The organism is Pseudescherichia sp. (assembly GCF_031979925.1).
Classification (GTDB): Bacteria; Pseudomonadota; Gammaproteobacteria; order Enterobacterales; family Enterobacteriaceae; genus Pseudescherichia.
This window is the reverse complement of sequence record NZ_DALZFB010000012.1, coordinates 1-16,194: the sequence shown is the minus strand read 5'-3', so window position 1 is coordinate 16,194 and position 16,194 is coordinate 1. Positions and strand designations below refer to the sequence as shown.

Genomic DNA, 16,194 nt, shown 5'->3' with positions numbered 1-16,194 from the left:
ATGAGCGAGAGCGGCGTCCTTATCCGCGTGCGGGGCAAAGTGCAGGGGGTGGGCTTCCGCCCCTTTGTCTGGCAGCTGGCGCAGCGGCTCCAGCGTACCGGCGACGTCTGTAACGACGGGCAGGGCGTGGTGGTGCGGCTCTGGGGAGAGGAGGGCGGGTTTATGGCGCAGATGCGGCAGGCCTGCCCGCCGCTGGCGCGTATCGACCAGACCGACGCCGTGCCGTTTCACTGGCCGCAGCATCCTGTGGCGTTCACTATTCTGCCCAGCGCGGGGGGCGGAATGGATACCCAGATCGTGCCGGATGCGGCTACCTGTCCGGCCTGCCTGGCGGAGATGAACGATCCCACGGATCGCCGCTATCGCTACCCCTTCGTCAACTGCACCCACTGCGGGCCGCGGATGACCATTATCCGCGCTATGCCCTATGACCGCCCGCAGACCGCCATGGCGGCTTTTCCGCTCTGTCCGGCCTGCGAGGCGGAGTATCGCAACCCGGCGGATCGCCGCTTTCACGCCCAGCCGGTGGCCTGCCCGGAGTGCGGCCCGCAGCTGGCGTGGCACGCGGCGGGCGAGACGCTGGCAGGAGAGGCGGCGTTGAGGGCGGCGGCGGCGGCGCTGGATGCAGGCGGCATCGTGGCGGTGAAGGGCCTCGGCGGCTTTCATCTCGCCTGCGACGCATATAACCCGCAGGCGGTAGCGCGTCTGCGGCTGCGCAAGCGTCGTCCGGCCAGGCCGCTGGCGGTGATGATCGCCGGGTCGCAGAACCTCCCTGAGTCGGCTCGCGCGGCGCTGGAGACCCCGGCCGCGCCGGTAGTGCTGATGGATAAAACCCTGCTGCCCGAGTTGGACGCGGCTATCGCGCCGGGGCTGAACGAGGTGGGCGTCATGCTGCCCGCCAATCCCCTCCAGCATCTGCTGATGCAGAGCCTCAACCGCCCGCTGGTGATGACTTCCGGCAATCTCAGCGGTAAGCCACCGGCGTTAAGCAACGACGAGGCGCAGCGGGATCTCGCCGCCATCGCCGACGGTTTCCTGCTGCATAACCGCGATATCGTCCAGCGGATGGACGACTCGGTCATGCGGCCCGACGGGGAGATGCTCCGGCGCTCGCGTGGGTTTGTGCCGGACGCGCTGCCGCTGCCGCCGGGCTTTACCGATGTGCCGCCGCTGCTCTGCATGGGCGCGGATATGAAAAATACCTTCTGCCTGGTGCGCGGCGGGCAGGCGGTGATGAGCCAGCACTTCGGCGATCTTGGCGACGAGGGCGTCGAGGCGCAGTGGCGACAGGCGCTGGATCTGATGCAGTCCATCTATAACTTCTCTCCTCGCCAGATTGTCTGCGATGCCCATCCGGGTTACCGATCCAGCCAGTGGGCAGAAGAGCGCGGGCTGCCGATCACGCAGGTGCTGCATCATCACGCCCATGCGGCGGCCTGCCTGGCCGAACACGGCTGGCCGCTGACGGGCGGGGACGTTATCGCCCTGACGCTGGACGGCATCGGCATGGGGGCTGATGGCGCACTATGGGGCGGGGAGTGCCTGCGGGTGAACTACCGCGAGTGTGAGCATCTGGGCGGTCTACCCGCCGTCGCGCTCCCCGGTGGCGATCTGGCCGCGCAGCAGCCCTGGCGGAACCTGCTGGCCCACTGCCTGGCGTTTGTCCCCGACTGGCAGCGCTACCCGGAAACCCAGCCGGTGCAGACACAGAACTGGCAGCCGCTGGCGCGGGCCATTGTGCGCGGTATCAATGCGCCGCTGGCCTCCTCCTGCGGACGGCTGTTTGACGCCGTGGCCTGTGCGCTGGGGTGCGCCCCGGCGATCCTGAGCTACGAGGGGGAGGCGGCCTGTCGACTGGAGGCGCTGGCTGAACGCTGCCCTGACGTAGCGCATCCGCTCACCCTGCCGCTGCACGAGGGCAGGCTCGATCTGGCGCGCTTCTGGCAGCAATTGCTGGGCTGGCAGGCGGAACCGCACGAGCGGGCGTGGGCTTTTCATGACGCGCTGGCTCAGGGCCTGGCTGAGCTGATGCGGCAGCATGCCGATGCGCATGGGATCCGCACCCTCTGCTTTAGCGGCGGGGTGATCCATAACCGACTCCTGCGCGCCCGCCTGAACATCTATCTGCGCGATTTTACGCTGCTGTTTCCTCGCAGGCTGCCTGCGGGAGACGGAGCCATTGCCTTTGGGCAGGCGGCCATCGCCGCCGCCAGACTTTTATAAATAAGGAATCTGATAATGTTGATGCGAGTTTTACGCAGCGAGCCGCGTGCGGCGCTGCTGATGCTGGGGCTGATTATGGCTAACCTGCTGGCCTGGGGCTGGGCGTGGCACGCCTTTGCCAGCAGCCCGGCGTTGATGGCCGCCAGCCTGCTGGCGTGGGGATATGGCCTGCGCCACGCGGTCGATGCGGATCACATTGCCGCCATCGATAACGTGACGCGCAAAATGATGCAGCAGGGCAAACGCCCGTTTGGCGTCGGGGCCTGGTTCTCTCTGGGTCATTCCAGCATCGTCGTGCTCGCCTCGGTGGCCATTGCTGCCACGGCGGCAGCGTTTCAGCATCGGATGGCGTGGTTTCACGAAACCGGCAGCATGATTGGCACCGCGGTGTCGGCCATCTTTCTGCTGGCAATGGCGCTAGTAAACCTGGTGATTTTGCGCGGCGTATGGCGCAGCTTCCAGGCGCTGAAGCAGGGTAAACCGGTGGATGCCGAAAGCGCCACGCCGGGTGGGGTGATGCACTGGCTATTTAGCGCCGCCTTTCGCCTGGTAGGCCGGAGCTGGCACATGTATCTGGTAGGCTTTCTCTTTGGTCTCGGCTTCGATACCGCAACGGAGATTGGCGTGCTGGGGATCTCCGCCGCCAGCGCCTCTAACGGCATCTCTATCTGGTCGATTATGGTCTTCCCGGCGCTGTTTGCCAGCGGCATGGCGCTGGTGGATTCGCTGGATAACCTGCTGATGGTCAACGCCTACGGCTGGGCCTTCGCTAAACCCCAGCGCAAGCTCTACTACAACATGACCATCACCGGTACCTCAGTGGTGGTGGCGCTGTTTATCGGCGGGCTGGAAGCGCTGGGGCTGCTGGTGGATAAGTTCGCGCTGAGCGGCGGCGTGTGGGACGCCATCGCCACCTTGAACGACAACCTCGGCGACGCCGGTTTTATCGTGGTGGCGATCTTTATTCTTTGCTGGCTAGCCTCGATCGTTAACTACCGGGTGCGGGGTTATGACTCGCTGGCGGGAGCTGCTTCAGCAGAGTAAACGCCTCTTTCATGCGATCCTCGCTAATCGCAAAGGCGCAGAGCTGACCGCCTGCATCAAACCCCTGAGCGACCATTCCTTCAGCGCTGGTTTCCATCTGCCAGCGCAGATCGCGCCGTCCGGACTCGCCCGCCAGCTGTAGGGGCAGTTCAGGGGTTTTGACCTTTACCAGCATCGCGGGCAGTTTAAGCGGAACGCGGGCACCGAGCAGGTTTTTCGCCAGATACATGGCGCTGAGCTGAATCGGCTGGAGGAACGGCAGGACGTTGTCGTTAATCTCCGCGCAGTCGCCAAGCGCATAGATATCCGACTGCGTGGTTTGCAGGTAGCTGTCGACCTTCACCCCGCGATGCGTTGCAGCTCCGGCGCGCTGCGCCAGCGCGGTTTCCGCCCGCAGGCCGGTGGCAGCCACCACCGCATCTACTTCAACGCTGCGGCTGCGATCCAGCTGAACGCGGATACCGTCAGCGGTTTCTTCCAGGCGTTGCAGCTGCGATTTCAACAGCAGCTGCACGCCCATATCGGTCAGGCGGTGCTGTAAGCGACTGCTTACTTCGGGCGGCATCAGCATCGGCAGAATGCTGGCCGCCTGGTCAACCAGGGTAACCTCTTTTCCGGCGCGGCAAAAATCCATCGCCAGCTCGGTGCCAATCAGACCGCTGCCGATAATCATCACCCGCTGCGCGTCGCGAAGCGCGGTTTCACAGGCGCGATACTCCCGCTGGCTGTTGAGGGTAAGCATCAGCTCAAGCCCCTCAACCGGCGGCACAAAGGCGGATGCGCCCGTCGCCAGCACCAGCTTATCGTACTGCCAGGATTGTTGACCCGCTTTCACCACGTGCGCGGCGGCGTCAATATCGGTCACCCAGGTCCAGGGAAACAGCCGCAGGTTAAACTGTTCGGCAAACTCACCCGCCGCCTGGCGGGTGAGGTCGTCTGCACGCTGGCTCTGGCTGATTACGTGGCTTAAGTCCGGTTTGTTGTACTCGTCGATGCTATCGGCTGCAATCAGCGTCAGCGGCACGTTCGCATCAAGCTTGCGGATATTCTTCACCAGCTGGCGGGCAGCAAAGCCCGAGCCAATAATTACGATGCCGTGGTTCATTTGACCTCCGTCGCCAGTTCGTCAAAGACCTCTTTGCCCAGGGAACATTCCGGGCAGAGGAAGTTGTCCGGCACGTCGCACCACGGCGTACCGGGAGCGACGTCCTGCATCGGCTCGCCTTTCGCTGGGTCGTAGATCCACTGGCACACGCTGCACTGCATGCTCGGTCCCAGATCGGCGGCGGTTGCACAGGGGCTGGCGTCCGGTGTCGTTGCGGCCACAGGGGCAGTGACAGGTAACGGAGTAAGTGCCCACTGACGTGCAATGTCGCGGCCATGCTGGCGGCAAATTTCCAGCGCATCAATATCCGGACGCCATTTTGCCTTCAGGCTCAGGGACATCTCAAAACCGGCATCCTGAAGACGCGTAGAGAGGCGATCTACCGCGCCGCCGCTCCAGCCGTGGGAGCCAAAGGCGCTGGCGCGTTTGTTGCGGAAGCGCAGGCCGGTCATCTCCTCCACCAGGCCAGCAATTTTCGGCATCATCACGTTGTTCATGGTGGAAGTGCCCACCAGCACGCCTTTAGAGCGGAAGACGTTGGTTAATACCTCATTTTTATCGCTGCGCGCCACGTTAAAGATTTTGACCGCTACGTTGGGATCGACTTCGTTGATCCCCTGGGCAATGGCGTCCGCCATCATGCGGGTGTTATTGGACATGGTGTCGTAGAAGATGGTGATGCGGTCTTCCTGATAGTCTGCGGCCCACTTCAGATACAGCTCAACGATCTGGGTCGGGTTTTCACGCCACACCACGCCGTGCGAGGTCGCAATCATATCCACCGGCAGGTTGAAGCCGAGGATTTCGGTGATTTTGGGTGTCACCAGGCGGCTGAATGGGGTCAGGATGTTGGCGTAGTAGCGCTGGCACTGCTCAAACAGTTCCCCCTGATCCACCTCATCGTTGAACAGGCGTTCGTCGCAGTAGTGCTGGCCAAAGGCGTCGTTGCTGAACAGCACCGCGTCGCCGGTCATGTAGGTCATCATGCTGTCCGGCCAGTGCAGCATGGGGGTTTCAACGAAGATCAGCTGCTTGCCGTTGCCGATATCTAACGTATCGCCGGTTTTCACGGTATGGAAGTTCCACTCCGGATGGTGGTGATGACCGTTAATGGAGTCGATGGCATTGGTGGTGCAGTAGATCGGCGTATTCGGGATATGGGACATCAGCTCGGTCAGCGCACCCGCGTGGTCCTCTTCGGCATGGTTAATGATGATGTAGTCAATGGCGTCAAGGTCGATTTCGCTGCGCAGGTTCTGCACGAACTCGCGGCTGAATTTATGATCGACGGTATCAATCAGCACGTTTTTGCCTTCACGAATGAGATAGCTGTTATAGCTGCTGCCGCGCAGCGTTTTATATTCGGTCCCATGGAAATCGCGAACTTCCCAGTCACGTTGGCCAACCCAATGAATGTTATTTTTAACCAGAATAGACATAGCAACCTCAATTTGAATAAAGCTAATTTGACTCAGATGCTTTGCTTATATCAAGTTGCGTGCCAATTATTTAACTTACTGAAATTTATAGCAATAATTAGAAAATAACTCCAGATGGGTAGTCATTATGACTATCATTGCTGTTGTCAATATGACACTATAAATTGTCAAAATGACAGCGAGGTTAAGATGAGTTTTTCGGTTGAGGTGCTGGCGGGGATCGCTATTGAGCTACAAAGCGGTATCGGTCATCAGGATCGCTTTCAGCGGCTAATCGTTACCCTGCGCCAGGTCTTAGGCTGCGACGCCTCGGCGCTGCTGCGCTACAGCGCGCGGGAGTTTATTCCGCTGGCTATCGACGGCCTGGCCCCGGACGTGCTGGGGCGGCGTTTTACTCTGGAAGGGCATCCACGGCTTGAGGCCATTGCCAGGGCAGGCGACGTGGTGCGTTTTCCGGCCGATAGCGACCTGCCCGATCCCTACGACGGCCTCATTCCGGGCCAGGAGGAGCTGAAGGTACACGCCTGTATCGGCCTGCCGCTGTTTGCCGGGCAGCATCTGATTGGTGCGCTGACCCTCGACGGCATGTCGCCGGATCGCTTTGATAACTTCAGCGACGAGGAGCTGCGGCTGATTGCTGCCCTGGCGGCGGGGGCGCTCAATAACGCCCTGCTGATAGAGCAGCTGGAGAGCCAGAATATGCTTCCAGGCGCGCCCGCGATCTTTGAGCCAGTGACCACCACCCGGATGATCGGCCTGTCGCCGGGCATGACGCAGTTGAAAAAGGAGATCGACATTGTTGCCGCCTCGGATTTGAACGTGCTGATTAGCGGCGAGACCGGCACCGGCAAGGAGCTGGTGGCGAAAGCTATTCATGAAGGCTCTCCGCGTGCAGACCAGCCGCTGGTCTACCTTAACTGCGCGGCGCTGCCGGAGAGCGTGGCGGAGAGCGAGCTGTTTGGGCACGTCAAAGGGGCGTTTACCGGGGCGATCAGCAACCGCAGCGGCAAGTTTGAGATGGCCGATAACGGCACGCTGTTCCTCGATGAGATTGGTGAACTGTCGCTGGCATTGCAGGCCAAGCTGCTGCGCGTATTGCAGTATGGCGATATTCAGCGCGTCGGGGACGATCGCAGTCTGCGGGTTGACGTCCGGGTGCTGGCGGCCACCAACCGCGATCTGCGGGAAGAGGTGCTGGCCGGACGCTTTCGCGCCGATCTGTTCCACCGCCTGAGCGTTTTCCCGCTGGCGGTGCCGCCGTTGCGCGAGCGCGGTGAGGACGTGGTGCTACTGGCGGGGTACTTCTGCGAGCAGTGTCGGCAGCGCTTTGGCCTCGCGCAGGTGCTATTAAGCAGCGGAGCGCGTTCACAGCTGCTACAGTATGGCTGGCCGGGCAACGTGCGCGAGCTGGAGCACGCTATTCACCGTGCCGTCGTGCTGGCGCGTGCCGCGCGGGCAGGGGATGAAGTCACGCTGGAGGCGCAGCACTTTGCCTTTGCCGATGCGCCTCTGCCGCAGATACCGGACGCCGCGCCCCTCGTGCCGGGCAGAAATCTGCGCGAGGCGACGGAGGATTTTCAGCGGCAGACTATCCGCCAGACGCTGGCGCAGCATAACCAGAGCTGGGCCGCCTGCGCCCGGGCGCTGGAGATGGACGTAGCTAACCTGCACCGGCTGGCGAAACGGCTGGGCTTGAAAGGCCAGCCAGATGATTTACCATGATTCATTCAGGTCGAATTTGTATTAGGGACAACCCATGTTTAAGCGTCGTTATATCACTCTTCTTCCCGCGCTTGTTTTGCTCTCTGCCTGCAGCAGTAAACCCGCAGCGACAGAAACGCCTGCCGCGACCACCACCGGCACGCCGTCCGGCGGTTTCCTGCTTCAGCCGCAGCATGATGTCATCATGTCAGGCGGTGACTTTGCCAATAACCCGGCGGCAGAGCAGTTCATCAACAAAATGGTCAGCAAGCATGGTTTCGATCCCCAGCAGCTGCGTGAAATTTTATCCCAGGCGAAGCGTCTCGATTACGTCCTGCGCCTGATGGATCGCCAGGCACCTACCGGACCCGCACCTGTCGGCCCGAACGGCGCATGGCTGCGCTACAAGAAGCAGTTTATTACCCCGGACAACGTGCAGAACGGTGTCGCATTCTGGAACCAGTATGAAGACGCGCTTAACCGCGCCTGGCAGGTCTACGGCGTACCGCCGGAGATTATCGTGGGCATTATCGGCGTTGAGACCCGCTGGGGCCGCGTGATGGGGAAAACCCGCATTCTGGATGCGCTGGCGACCCTGTCGTTTAACTACCCGCGCCGCGCCGAGTACTTCTCCAGCGAGCTGGAGACCTTCCTGCTGATGGCGCGTGATGAGCAGGACGATCCGCTGGAGCTGAAAGGCTCCTTTGCCGGGGCGATGGGCTACGGGCAGTTTATGCCCTCATCCTATAAAAAGCTGGCGGTCGATTTTAACGGTGACGGGCACATTAACCTGTGGGATCCGGTTGACGCCATCGGCAGCGTGGCGAACTACTTCAAAGCTAATGGCTGGGTGAAGGGCGATCCGGTTGCGATCCCGGCTAGCGGCCAGGCGCCTGGCCTGGCGAACGGCTTTAAAACCAAATACAGCGTGTCGCAGCTTGTCGCCGCGGGCCTGACGCCGCAGCAGCCGGTGGGCAACCATCAGCAGGTGAGCCTGCTGCGTCTTGATATTGGTACCGGCTATGAATACTGGTACGGCCTGCCGAACTTCTACACCATTACCCGCTATAACGCGAGTACCCACTATGCAATGGCGGTCTGGCAGTTGGGCCAGGCGGTATCGCTGGCGCGCGTGCAGTAATCCCTTCTCCCCCTTCTGCGGGAGGGGGAGTGTTATAACTCGATCTATATTCATTCAATGGCTGAGAAGAATTAATAAATTGACGTTAATAATTTATTTTTAATATTTATCACAACGTTAAATAAATAAGGTGGCGCTCTGATATCATCAAACACGTTAATATAATGGATGCGCACATTTTGCCTCTATTACTCCCTTTATGTAGTCTTATACTTTCGATACTTTATACATGACAGGAGATTAACAATGGCAATCCCAGCTTACTTATGGCTCAAAGATGATGGTGGCGCGGATATTAAAGGTTCCATTGATGTCAAAGATCGTGAGGGCAGCATTGAAATTTTAGGGTTTGCTCATGGATTGTTTCTGCCTACTGATAATAATAGTGGGAAAATTACCGGAACAAGAGTGCACAGTTCAATAACATTTGAAAAAGAGTTTGACTCTTCCAGTCCATATCTATACAAGGCTGTTGCCAGAGGGCAGACGCTGAAATCAGCAGGGATTAAGTGGTATAACATCAACTTTAATGGACAGGAAGCTGAATACTTTAATATGTTTTTAGAGAATGTAAAAGTTGTGGCAGTTTGTCCAGTAATGCACGATGTAAAAAATCCTGCGATGGAAAAGCATAATCATCTCGAATCAGTTTCATTAAGATATGAAAAAATTACATGGAAACATTGCGATGGGAACATCATATTCTCTGACTCATGGAATGAAAGATGATTAGATGTACATTCAGACTCAACGGTAAGGGGATGAGTGTTCTAAGCTGTCCTGGCGTAGGTTTCTTCCGCGCATACTCTGGTTATTCAGGTTCGACACGTAATAATCCGCGCGATACTGCCGTCCCGGATGCAGGGCCATTACCAGCGGGGCGATACTATATTGTCAGCAGACCTGAAGGTGGGACGCTCGGACCTCTTCGTGACCTTACTGCGTCGATAATAAGCGGGTCCAATCGGGCTGTGTGGTTTGCATTGTTTCGTGATGACGGCAGCATCGATGATTTGACCTTTATTGACCAGGTTCAGCGTGGTCATTTTCGACTACATCCTGCTGGATATAGAGGAATAAGTGAAGGTTGTATCACCTTTCCAAGTCGTACTGAATTTGAAATATTAAGGCAGTCATTACTTCACACAGCAACGATAAAAGTAACGGCATCGTTAACCGCTTTTGGTACGGTACAGGTCTATTAATGAAAACTGCTAATTATATTTTGTGCTGGCTCTTTTTTTCTGCTTCATACGTTCTATTGTATGGACTCGTGTTCGCCTTTTTTCCTGAGGTATGGTTATGGGACCATGTGCGTAAACTCTACACAGGTTTTATTGATGAAGGAACATGGAATGATGTTTATATGAGTTTTGTTTTAGTAATGGCTTTGTTACTAAATATCAGCTTTATATTTGTTCTCCTTTCTATTATTCAACACGTAAAACGAAAGCGTAACTTGTAAACATTTTCTACTCGCTCTTCTCCCTCTTCGCTGCGGCTGGCTTTAAGCATCATCGTCGACGCTAGTGGCGGCGGGACGGATACTTACGTCAGCGCACGCTGGCCTTTTTTCTGAATCGGCCTCGTAAAATCCCGCCTTCGTCCCCATATTAAGAGAGAAAGTGCTATCTTATCTCTCTCATTTCAGCCGTTTACGGAGCGGTTATGACTGACAGTGAATTGATGCAGCTGAGCGAGCGCATAGGCCAGGCGCTGAAGGCACGCGGCGCAACCGTGACCACGGCCGAGTCCTGTACCGGCGGCTGGGTGGCGAAAGCCATTACCGATGTTGCCGGCAGCTCCGCCTGGTTTGAACGGGGTTTTGTCACCTATTCTAATGAAGCCAAGGCGCAGATGATCGGCGTTAAACCCGAGACGCTGGCCCAGCATGGCGCAGTGAGTGAGCCAGTGGTGGTTGAGATGGCGATCGGTGCGATTAAGGCTGCCCGTGCAACCTATGCGGTATCGATTAGCGGCATCGCTGGCCCCGACGGCGGCAGCGAAAGCAAGCCGGTTGGCACGGTCTGGTTTGGCTTTGCCAGCGCGGCGGGAGAGGGGATCACACGGCGGGAGTGCTTCGCCGGTGACCGTGAAAACGTGCGTCGTCAGGCCACCGCGTATGCCCTGCAAACCCTGTGGCAACATTTTCTACAAAGAGCTTGATACTGTATGCGTATACAGTATAATGAGCGCAACAAAACAGTAATCCCCGGCGAGCATCACCTGCTTTACCCGGCATGACAGGAGTAATAATGGCTATCGACGAAAACAAACAGAAAGCGTTGGCGGCAGCACTGGGCCAGATCGAAAAGCAATTCGGTAAAGGCTCCATCATGCGCCTGGGTGAAGACCGTACTATGGACGTAGAAACGATCTCCACCGGTTCGCTTTCGCTGGATATCGCCCTTGGTGCGGGTGGCCTGCCTATGGGCCGTATCGTAGAGATCTACGGGCCGGAGTCCTCGGGTAAAACGACTCTGACGCTGCAGGTTATCGCTGCTGCGCAGCGCGCGGGTAAAACCTGTGCCTTTATCGATGCAGAGCACGCGCTTGATCCTGTGTATGCGCGCAAGCTGGGCGTTGATATCGACAACCTGCTCTGCTCCCAGCCGGATACCGGTGAGCAGGCACTGGAGATCTGTGACGCGCTGGCGCGCTCCGGTGCGGTTGACGTGCTGGTGGTTGACTCCGTTGCGGCACTGACCCCGAAAGCAGAGATCGAAGGCGAGATCGGTGACTCTCACATGGGCCTCGCGGCACGTATGATGAGCCAGGCGATGCGTAAGCTGGCGGGTAACCTGAAGCAGTCCAACACCCTGCTGATCTTCATCAACCAGATCCGTATGAAGATTGGTGTGATGTTCGGTAACCCGGAAACCACCACCGGCGGTAACGCGCTGAAATTCTACGCCTCCGTGCGTCTCGACATCCGCCGTATCGGCGCGGTGAAAGAGGGCGATAACGTGGTAGGTAGCGAAACCCGCGTGAAAGTGGTGAAAAACAAGATCGCTGCGCCGTTCAAACAGGCTGAGTTCCAGATCCTCTACGGTGAAGGTATCAACTTCTACGGTGAGCTGGTTGACCTGGGCGTGAAAGAGAAGCTGATTGAAAAAGCGGGCGCATGGTACAGCTACAACGGCGACAAGATCGGTCAGGGTAAAGCGAATGCCACTACCTGGCTGAAAGAGAACCCGGAAACCGCGAAAGAGATCGAAACGAAGATTCGTGAAATTCTGCTCACGAACCCGGACACCAAGCCGGACTTCACGGTTGATGACAACGACGTCAACGCGAAAGAGACCAACGAAGATTTTTAATAATCTGACGTGATGAACAAGGGCTGCCGATGCAGCCCTTTTTGCTATTTATCCATCCAGCAGGTGTGCCATGACAGATACCTCGCCCCGCCGCTCCGCTTATGCTCGCTTGCTCGACCGCGCTATGCGTATCCTCGGCATGCGTGACCACAGCGAACAAGAGTTCCGCCGCAAGCTGACCGCCCCGGTGATGACCAAAACTGGACCGGAGCCGGTAGACGCTAGCGAAGATGATATTAATAACGTCGTGAACTGGTGCTATGAAAACCGCTATCTTGACGATGCCCGCTTTGCCCGCCAGTTTATCGCCAGCCGCAGCCGTAAAGGCTATGGTCCGGCACGTATCCGTCAGGAGCTGACCCAAAAGGGGATAGACCGGGAAACGGGTGAAGAGGCAATGCGCGAATGCGATATCGACTGGATTGAGATTGCCCGCGAGCAGGCGCAGCGAAAATATGGCGATCCGCTGCCAGCGGTCTTTGCTGAGAAGGTAAAAGTACAGCGTTTTTTACTCTATCGGGGGTTCCTGATGGAGGATATTAAAGAACTTTGGTGAAATTTTACGGCCTGGCTGCATACGGGATTTTACTTCGCAGTCAAGAAAACTTATCTTATTCCCACTTTTTCCAGTAGCTGGTCGTTGCCTGTAACAGGGAGAAACGTCCGCTACGACATTTCGTTAGCTTGATTTCAGGATAATTATGAGCAAGAGCACCGCTGAGATCCGTCAGGCGTTTCTCGATTTTTTCCATAGTAAAGGTCATCAGGTTGTTGCAAGCAGCTCCCTGGTACCCAACAACGATCCAACTCTGCTGTTTACTAACGCCGGGATGAACCAGTTCAAGGATGTTTTCCTTGGTCTCGACAAGCGTAATTATTCCCGCGCAACGACCGCGCAGCGCTGCGTGCGTGCGGGCGGTAAACACAACGATCTGGAAAACGTCGGTTACACCGCGCGCCATCACACTTTCTTCGAAATGCTGGGTAACTTCAGCTTTGGCGACTATTTCAAACACGATGCTATCCAGTACGCATGGGAACTGCTGACCGGTGAAAACTGGTTTAACCTGCCGAAAGATCGCCTGTGGGTAACCGTCTACGAAACCGACGACGAAGCTTACGAAATCTGGGAAAAAGAGGTGGGTATCCCGCGCGAACGTATCATCCGCATTGGTGATAACAAAGGCGGTGCCTACGCTTCTGATAACTTCTGGCAGATGGGCGATACCGGCCCGTGCGGCCCGTGCACCGAGATTTTCTTTGACCACGGCGCACATATCGCCGGCGGTCCTCCGGGCAGCCCGGACGAAGACGGCGATCGCTACATTGAGATCTGGAACATCGTCTTTATGCAGTTCAACCGCCAGGCCGATGGCACCATGGAGCCGCTGCCGAAGCCGTCGGTGGATACCGGTATGGGCCTCGAGCGTATTGCGGCGGTATTGCAGCACGTCAACTCAAACTATGAGATTGATCTGTTCCGCGATCTGATCGCTGCCGTGGCGAAAGTGACCGGTGCAACCGATCTGAACAACAAATCTCTGCGCGTGATCGCCGACCATATCCGCTCCTGTGCGTTCCTGCTCGCCGACGGCGTGCTGCCGTCGAACGAAGGCCGTGGCTACGTGCTGCGCCGCATCATTCGTCGCGCGGTTCGTCATGGCAACATGCTCGGCGCGAAAGAGGCCTTCTTCTATAAGCTGGTTGCGCCGCTGATCGACGTGATGGGTGCGGCAGGCGAAGAGCTGAAGAGCCAGCAGGCGCAGGTTGAGCAGACCCTGAAAACCGAAGAAGAGCAGTTTGCCCGCACGCTGGAGCGTGGCCTGGCGCTGCTCGACGAAGAGCTGGCGAAGCTGACCGGCGATACGCTGGATGGTGAGACCGCCTTCCGTCTGTATGACACCTACGGCTTCCCGGTGGATCTCACCGCCGACGTCTGCCGCGAGCATGGCATCAACGTTGATGAGAAGGGCTTTAACGCCGCGATGGAAGCGCAGCGCAACCGCGCCCGTGAATCCAGCGGCTTTGGCGCAGACTACAACGCGATGATCCGCGTTGAAGGCGCATCCGAATTCAAAGGCTACGACAGCCTGGAGCTGACCAGCAAGGTGACCGCGCTGTTTGTCGAAGGCCAGTCCGTCGACACCATTGGCGCAGGGCAGGAGGCAGTAGTCATTCTTGACGCTACGCCGTTCTACGCGGAATCCGGCGGCCAGGTTGGCGACAAGGGCGAGCTGAAAGGTAACGGCTTCACCTTTACCGTGACCGATACCCAGAAGTATGGCCAGGCGATTGGTCATCAGGGCAAGCTGGCATCCGGCTCCCTGAAAGTGGGCGACGGCGTTAAGGCCGAGGTGGATGAAGCCCGCCGCGAACGTATCCGCCTGAACCACTCTGCGACGCACCTGATGCACGCCGCGCTGCGCGAAGTGCTGGGCACCCACGTGGCGCAGAAAGGCTCGCTGGTGAACGACAAGGTGCTGCGCTTTGACTTCTCCCATTTTGAGGCGATGAAGCCTGCGGAGATCCGCGCGGTAGAAGATCTGGTTAATGCCCAGATCCGTCGTAACCTGCCGATCGAAACCCAGATTATGGATCTGGAAGACGCCCGGGCCAAAGGCGCAATGGCGCTGTTTGGCGAGAAGTATGACGAGCGCGTACGCGTGCTGAGCATGGGCGACTTCTCTACCGAGCTGTGTGGCGGTACTCATGCCTCCCGCACCGGTGATATCGGGCTGTTCCGCATCGTGTCTGAATCTGGCACGGCGGCAGGCGTTCGCCGTATCGAAGCCGTTACCGGTGAGAATGCGATTGCCAGCCTCCATACACAGAGCGACCAGCTGCAGGATATTGCCCAGCTGCTGAAGGGTGACAGCCAGAACCTGGGCGACAAAGTGCGCACCGTTCTGGACAAAACCCGCCAGCTGGAGAAAGAGCTGCAGCAGCTGAAAGCGCAGCAGGCGGCGCAGGAGAGTGCGAACATCTCCGATAAAGCTGAAGAGATTAACGGCGTGAAGCTGCTGGTGAGCGAGCTGGCGGGCGTCGAGCCGAAGATGCTGCGCACCATGGTTGACGATCTGAAGAACCAGCTCGGTTCTGCGGTTATCGTTCTCGCCACGGTAGCAGAGGGTAAGGTTTCTCTGATTGCGGGTGTGTCGAAAGAGGTGACCGATCGCGTGAAGGCAGGGGAGCTGATTGGTATGGTTGCCCAGCAGGTCGGTGGTAAAGGCGGTGGACGTCCGGATATGGCCCAGGCCGGTGGTACCGACGCAGCCGCGCTGCCTGCGGCATTAGCCAGCGTGAAGGGCTGGGTAAGCGCAAAACTGTAATAACAAACAAAGCGAATGCAGACGCCATAGCCCCTGGGTTATGGCGTACTTGCCACTACGCTATTGATAACGATAAAGTCAGGTTGAAGTTGTGTATATCGACTAAACTTACGTTTAACAGAATGTGATGCCGTGACTGCTTACACTTTACGTGTTTGTCATCGCTTACTTTTTGGCGTTATATGATGGATAATGCCGGGATACAAGAGACCCGACTCTTTTAATCTTTCAAGGAGCAAAGAATGCTGATTCTGACTCGTCGAGTTGGTGAAACCCTCATGATTGGGGACGAGGTCACCGTGACAGTTTTAGGGGTTAAGGGCAACCAGGTTCGCATTGGCGTGAACGCCCCTAAAGAAGTATCTGTTCATCGTGAAGAGATCTACCAGCGTATCCAGGCTGAAAAATCACAACAGTCCAGCTACTGATATCATCGCGTCTCGCCGTCTGGCGAGACGCGGCTCTTTCCAGCCTGCTTTTTTTCACTCTTCTTTCTCATTCTCCCCCTTTTGCATGACATTTTCATTTCTCTGCTCTCTTTCTTTACGCTGCGCTACGGCAAGGATTCTGCTGATAAAACACTCTTTTTGATCCTTTTCAGCGCAAATTGTTTGCGAAGTGTGCAAACGAATCAGGGGCAGGAAAAATTGTTTGACTTATAAGTCCCAGAAAGTAATATGTGCGCCAACGCAGCGACGATGAGCAGAAACAAGTTCTTCGAAGCACTCGTAAGAGGCGTGTTGGTGAGGTGGCCGAGAGGCTGAAGGCGCTCCCCTGCTAAGGGAGTATGCGGTCAAAAGCTGCATCCGGGGTTCGAATCCCCGCCTCACCGCCATTTGCATCCGTAGCTCAGCTGGATAGAGTACTCGGCTACGAACCGAGCGGTCGGAGG

General features: G+C 57.4%; 13 protein-coding genes and 1 tRNA gene. 12 read left to right on the top strand and 2 right to left on the bottom strand.

Annotated features, from left to right (window positions below; translation table 11 throughout):
* Both hypF and RTM13_RS17230 read left to right on the top strand, forming a co-directional pair.
* A complete protein-coding gene (gene hypF, locus RTM13_RS17235) occupies positions 1–2,223 on the top strand; it encodes a carbamoyltransferase HypF (protein WP_312213606.1) in 2,223 nt (740 codons plus the stop codon).
* Positions 2,224–2,238: 15 nt separating this feature from the next.
* Positions 2,239–3,267: a HoxN/HupN/NixA family nickel/cobalt transporter gene (locus tag RTM13_RS17230; RefSeq protein ID WP_312213604.1), complete on the top strand. Its 1,029-nt coding sequence runs from the start codon at positions 2,239–2,241 to the stop codon at positions 3,265–3,267.
* Here RTM13_RS17230 and norW read toward each other — a convergent pair.
* Positions 3,212–4,372: an NADH:flavorubredoxin reductase NorW gene (norW, locus tag RTM13_RS17225; RefSeq protein WP_312213603.1), complete on the bottom strand. Its 1,161-nt coding sequence runs from the start codon at positions 4,370–4,372 to the stop codon at positions 3,212–3,214. The two genes, RTM13_RS17230 and norW, sit on opposite strands and share 56 nt — an antisense overlap.
* Positions 4,369–5,811 carry an anaerobic nitric oxide reductase flavorubredoxin gene (norV, locus tag RTM13_RS17220; protein WP_312213601.1) on the bottom strand — a complete coding sequence of 481 codons (1,443 nt, stop codon included), beginning with the start codon at positions 5,809–5,811 and terminating at the stop codon, positions 4,369–4,371. The genes norW and norV overlap by 4 nt, the downstream gene beginning before the upstream one ends.
* Before the next feature lie 189 nt (positions 5,812–6,000).
* Between norV and norR the strand changes: the two genes are divergently transcribed.
* The 10 genes from norR to RTM13_RS17170 all read left to right on the top strand — a co-directional run bounded on the left by norR (position 6,001) and on the right by RTM13_RS17170 (position 16,137).
* A complete protein-coding gene (norR, locus tag RTM13_RS17215; protein ID WP_312213599.1) occupies positions 6,001–7,533 on the top strand; it encodes a nitric oxide reductase transcriptional regulator NorR in 1,533 nt (510 codons plus the stop codon).
* Between the two features lie 34 nt (positions 7,534–7,567).
* A complete protein-coding gene (mltB, locus tag RTM13_RS17210) occupies positions 7,568–8,653 on the top strand; it encodes a lytic murein transglycosylase B (RefSeq protein WP_312213597.1) in 1,086 nt (361 codons plus the stop codon).
* 246 nt (positions 8,654–8,899) lie between these two features.
* Positions 8,900–9,382, top strand: coding sequence for an Hcp family type VI secretion system effector (locus RTM13_RS17205; RefSeq protein WP_312213595.1), 483 nt, complete (start codon positions 8,900–8,902; stop codon positions 9,380–9,382).
* Positions 9,379–9,858, top strand: a complete 480-nt coding sequence (locus RTM13_RS17200) for a DUF2778 domain-containing protein (RefSeq protein WP_312213593.1) — start codon at positions 9,379–9,381, stop codon at positions 9,856–9,858. Before RTM13_RS17205 ends, RTM13_RS17200 begins: the two co-directional genes overlap by 4 nt.
* Positions 9,859–10,321: 463 nt before the next feature.
* Positions 10,322–10,819: a nicotinamide-nucleotide amidase gene (gene pncC / locus RTM13_RS17195; protein WP_312213591.1), complete on the top strand. Its 498-nt coding sequence runs from the start codon at positions 10,322–10,324 to the stop codon at positions 10,817–10,819.
* A gap of 89 nt (positions 10,820–10,908) precedes the next feature.
* Positions 10,909–11,973 carry a recombinase RecA gene (gene recA / locus RTM13_RS17190; RefSeq protein ID WP_312213589.1) on the top strand — a complete coding sequence of 355 codons (1,065 nt, stop codon included), beginning with the start codon at positions 10,909–10,911 and terminating at the stop codon, positions 11,971–11,973.
* A 70-nt stretch (positions 11,974–12,043) separates the two neighbouring features.
* Entirely contained in the window at positions 12,044–12,529 is a 486-nt protein-coding gene (recX, locus tag RTM13_RS17185) for a recombination regulator RecX (protein WP_312213587.1), read from the top strand.
* A gap of 145 nt (positions 12,530–12,674) precedes the next feature.
* Positions 12,675–15,302 carry an alanine--tRNA ligase gene (gene alaS, locus RTM13_RS17180; protein WP_312213585.1) on the top strand — a complete coding sequence of 876 codons (2,628 nt, stop codon included), beginning with the start codon at positions 12,675–12,677 and terminating at the stop codon, positions 15,300–15,302.
* A gap of 242 nt (positions 15,303–15,544) precedes the next feature.
* Positions 15,545–15,730 (top strand): carbon storage regulator CsrA, encoded by a 186-nt coding sequence (gene csrA / locus RTM13_RS17175; protein ID WP_000906486.1) that lies wholly within the window; start codon positions 15,545–15,547, stop codon positions 15,728–15,730.
* 314 nt (positions 15,731–16,044) lie between these two features.
* Positions 16,045–16,137, top strand: a tRNA-Ser gene (locus tag RTM13_RS17170).
* Positions 16,138–16,194 lie beyond the last annotated feature (57 nt).

Bases quoted from the DNA above. Each gene is read 5' to 3' on its own strand.
- hypF (WP_312213606.1), top strand. From the start codon at position 1: ATGAGCGAGAGCGGCGTCCTTATCCGCGTGCGGGGCAAAGTGCAGGGG.
- RTM13_RS17230 (WP_312213604.1), top strand. From the start codon at position 2,239: ATGTTGATGCGAGTTTTACGCAGCGAGCCGCGTGCGGCGCTGCTGATG.
- norW (WP_312213603.1), bottom strand. From the start codon at position 4,372: ATGAACCACGGCATCGTAATTATTGGCTCGGGCTTTGCTGCCCGCCAG.
- norV (WP_312213601.1), bottom strand. From the start codon at position 5,811: ATGTCTATTCTGGTTAAAAATAACATTCATTGGGTTGGCCAACGTGAC.
- norR (WP_312213599.1), top strand. From the start codon at position 6,001: ATGAGTTTTTCGGTTGAGGTGCTGGCGGGGATCGCTATTGAGCTACAA.
- mltB (WP_312213597.1), top strand. From the start codon at position 7,568: ATGTTTAAGCGTCGTTATATCACTCTTCTTCCCGCGCTTGTTTTGCTC.
- RTM13_RS17205 (WP_312213595.1), top strand. From the start codon at position 8,900: ATGGCAATCCCAGCTTACTTATGGCTCAAAGATGATGGTGGCGCGGAT.
- RTM13_RS17200 (WP_312213593.1), top strand. From the start codon at position 9,379: ATGATTAGATGTACATTCAGACTCAACGGTAAGGGGATGAGTGTTCTA.
- pncC (WP_312213591.1), top strand. From the start codon at position 10,322: ATGACTGACAGTGAATTGATGCAGCTGAGCGAGCGCATAGGCCAGGCG.
- recA (WP_312213589.1), top strand. From the start codon at position 10,909: ATGGCTATCGACGAAAACAAACAGAAAGCGTTGGCGGCAGCACTGGGC.
- recX (WP_312213587.1), top strand. From the start codon at position 12,044: ATGACAGATACCTCGCCCCGCCGCTCCGCTTATGCTCGCTTGCTCGAC.
- alaS (WP_312213585.1), top strand. From the start codon at position 12,675: ATGAGCAAGAGCACCGCTGAGATCCGTCAGGCGTTTCTCGATTTTTTC.
- csrA (WP_000906486.1), top strand. From the start codon at position 15,545: ATGCTGATTCTGACTCGTCGAGTTGGTGAAACCCTCATGATTGGGGAC.